Raw genomic sequence first — 1,845 nt, forward strand, 5'->3', positions numbered from 1 at the left:
CCGCACCCCCGGGGGGGCTGTCCTCGGGTCCCCCGCGCCGGGGGCCCGGGTGGACAGCTCCGTTACCGGCGACTCCTGAGCTCACCCGAGCTGGCCGCCGCGACGAAGCCGGTCCAGGCGGCGGGCGGAAAGGTCAGCACCGGGCCGGGCCGGTCCTTGCTGTCCCGTACCGCGACCGCGTCGGTGAACGCCGCCACCTCGACGCAGTCGCCCTCGCTGCCGGACCGGGACGACGTCCGCCACACCCCGTCACGTCTCATCGGCCATCTCCTTCGCCGTCGCCACGATCAACTCGCGGCTCTCGTCCTCGTCGAGCGCCCGCTCACCGAGCGAGCGCCAGGCTTCCTCATAGGTCTGGATCTCGTGGGCCTTGTCAAGGTAGACCGCACCGCACGGGCCGTCCATGTAGATGGTGGTCGGCTCCGGGTCGCGCACGTCGGTCGGGAAGTCGAGCATGGTGAAGGTGCCCGCCTGCGCCCAGCGGACCAGCCCGGCCGCCAGCGGCAGCACGCGCAGCCGGATGTTGTGTTGCCGACTCATCGTGACCAGCGCGTCGAGCTGACGGACCATCGCCGCCCGGTCCCGCAGCGGCCGGCGCAGCACCGCCTCACTGAGAATCACGTCGAGCTGCGGTGGGCGTGGCACCGCCCGCGCCAACAGGCGCTGCCTCCGGAGTCGAACCTCCACCTTTGCGTTCCGATCTGCCGCTGGCAGATCCGGCTGGTCGATCGAGATGAGTTCGTGGATGTACTCGACCGTCTGCAACAGGCCCGGCACGAGGTCTGCCTCGTACTTGCGAATCCTGGTGGCGGTGGCTTCCAGGCCCACGTAGAGCTTGAACCAGTCCTTGATCGCCTCGCCGTAGCTGTGCCACCATCCGTGCGCCTTGGTCTCCCGGGCCAGGGCACGCATCGTCTCGATGGTCTCCCGGGACGCGCCGTACACCCGGCACATCGCCTCCACGTCGTTCGGATGCATGGAGACCTGACCGGTCTCGTAACGCCAGATGCGCGGCGTCGACCATTCGAGTTCCTTGGCCGCCGCCGCCACTGTCACATACGCGCCTTCCCGAAGCTCTCTCAGGTATCTGCCGAGCTGTCTACGCGGGACGGTGCTCCCCGAATCGTCCACGTCATCTCCTCCGGTGCCGCTGCGTAATGCACCTCATCCCTTGGTTCGCATTCTTCAGCAAAACATTGCGCTCGGCTAGTAGTGAAATGACCATCGTGGATGACCAGCCGCAACAGGGCGGCGGTCGCCGGGGGTGGGAGTCCTTCCGACGCCTCATCCCGACTCCCGCCCCCGGTCCCGGACGGCACCCCCGGAGGCACGATGGACATTCTCGGCACGCTTCGATCGCCGAAACCCGTACCCATGTCGCCACGGCATCGGCGGAACTGGTCGCGGTGGGGTCGGTACTGCACCTGCGGCCTGCGCTGGCCGTGCCCGGACCGGCTGGCCGGCGTACCCCGGCGGGAACCGCCACCGTCCACGCTGCCCGCGCCGCGCCACCACCTGTGGAACGGTCCCACCGCCGTGCACTGGGTGAGCGCGGCGGGCCTGATCACCCGTGGCCAGGCCTACCGGGCGAACGGCGGCCACCGGTGACCACGCCGGCCGGCACGGTGACGGTGGGCGACCTGGTCACGGTGGGCGAGGCCGACTACTGCTACGGGACCGGCCCGTTGCGGCTGCGGCTCACCGCGCCGCCGGCCGGCCTCGACCGTGTCGGGCTGGAGTGGGTCGAGCTGACCGGGGTGCCCCTGCACCCGGACGGCGGGGAGGCGCAGGGTGGACGGTCGCGTACCGTCCTGGTCCGGGTGGCCGCGCTGCGCGGTCGGTCCG

General features: G+C 70.6%; 3 protein-coding genes and 1 pseudogene. 2 read left to right on the plus strand and 2 right to left on the minus strand.

Translation table 11 applies throughout. The features are described from left to right. Positions 1–62 precede the first annotated feature (62 nt). Both ACOJTC_RS10475 and ACOJTC_RS10480 read right to left on the minus strand, forming a co-directional pair. Positions 63–245, minus strand: a complete 183-nt coding sequence (locus tag ACOJTC_RS10475; protein ID WP_420116709.1) for a DUF397 domain-containing protein — start codon at positions 243–245, stop codon at positions 63–65. A 4-nt stretch (positions 246–249) separates the two neighbouring features. Further along, positions 250–1,131, minus strand: a complete 882-nt coding sequence (locus tag ACOJTC_RS10480) for a helix-turn-helix domain-containing protein (protein WP_420116708.1) — start codon at positions 1,129–1,131, stop codon at positions 250–252. 243 nt (positions 1,132–1,374) lie between these two features. On the opposite strand from ACOJTC_RS10480, the gene ACOJTC_RS10485 reads away from it, so the two are divergent. Both ACOJTC_RS10485 and ACOJTC_RS10490 read left to right on the plus strand, forming a co-directional pair. Next, positions 1,375–1,608 carry a hypothetical protein gene (locus tag ACOJTC_RS10485; RefSeq protein WP_364313455.1) on the plus strand — a complete coding sequence of 78 codons (234 nt, stop codon included), beginning with the start codon at positions 1,375–1,377 and terminating at the stop codon, positions 1,606–1,608. After that, positions 1,605–1,845, plus strand: a pseudogene (locus ACOJTC_RS10490) (hypothetical protein); the annotation flags it as partial. The gene ACOJTC_RS10485 and the pseudogene ACOJTC_RS10490, both read left to right, overlap by 4 nt.

The sequence above is a fragment of the Micromonospora sp. genome (assembly GCF_048594385.1).
Lineage (GTDB): Bacteria > Actinomycetota > Actinomycetes > Mycobacteriales > Micromonosporaceae > Micromonospora > Micromonospora wenchangensis.

Bases quoted from the DNA above. Each gene is read 5' to 3' on its own strand.
- ACOJTC_RS10485 (WP_364313455.1), top strand. From the start codon at position 1,375: ATGTCGCCACGGCATCGGCGGAACTGGTCGCGGTGGGGTCGGTACTGC.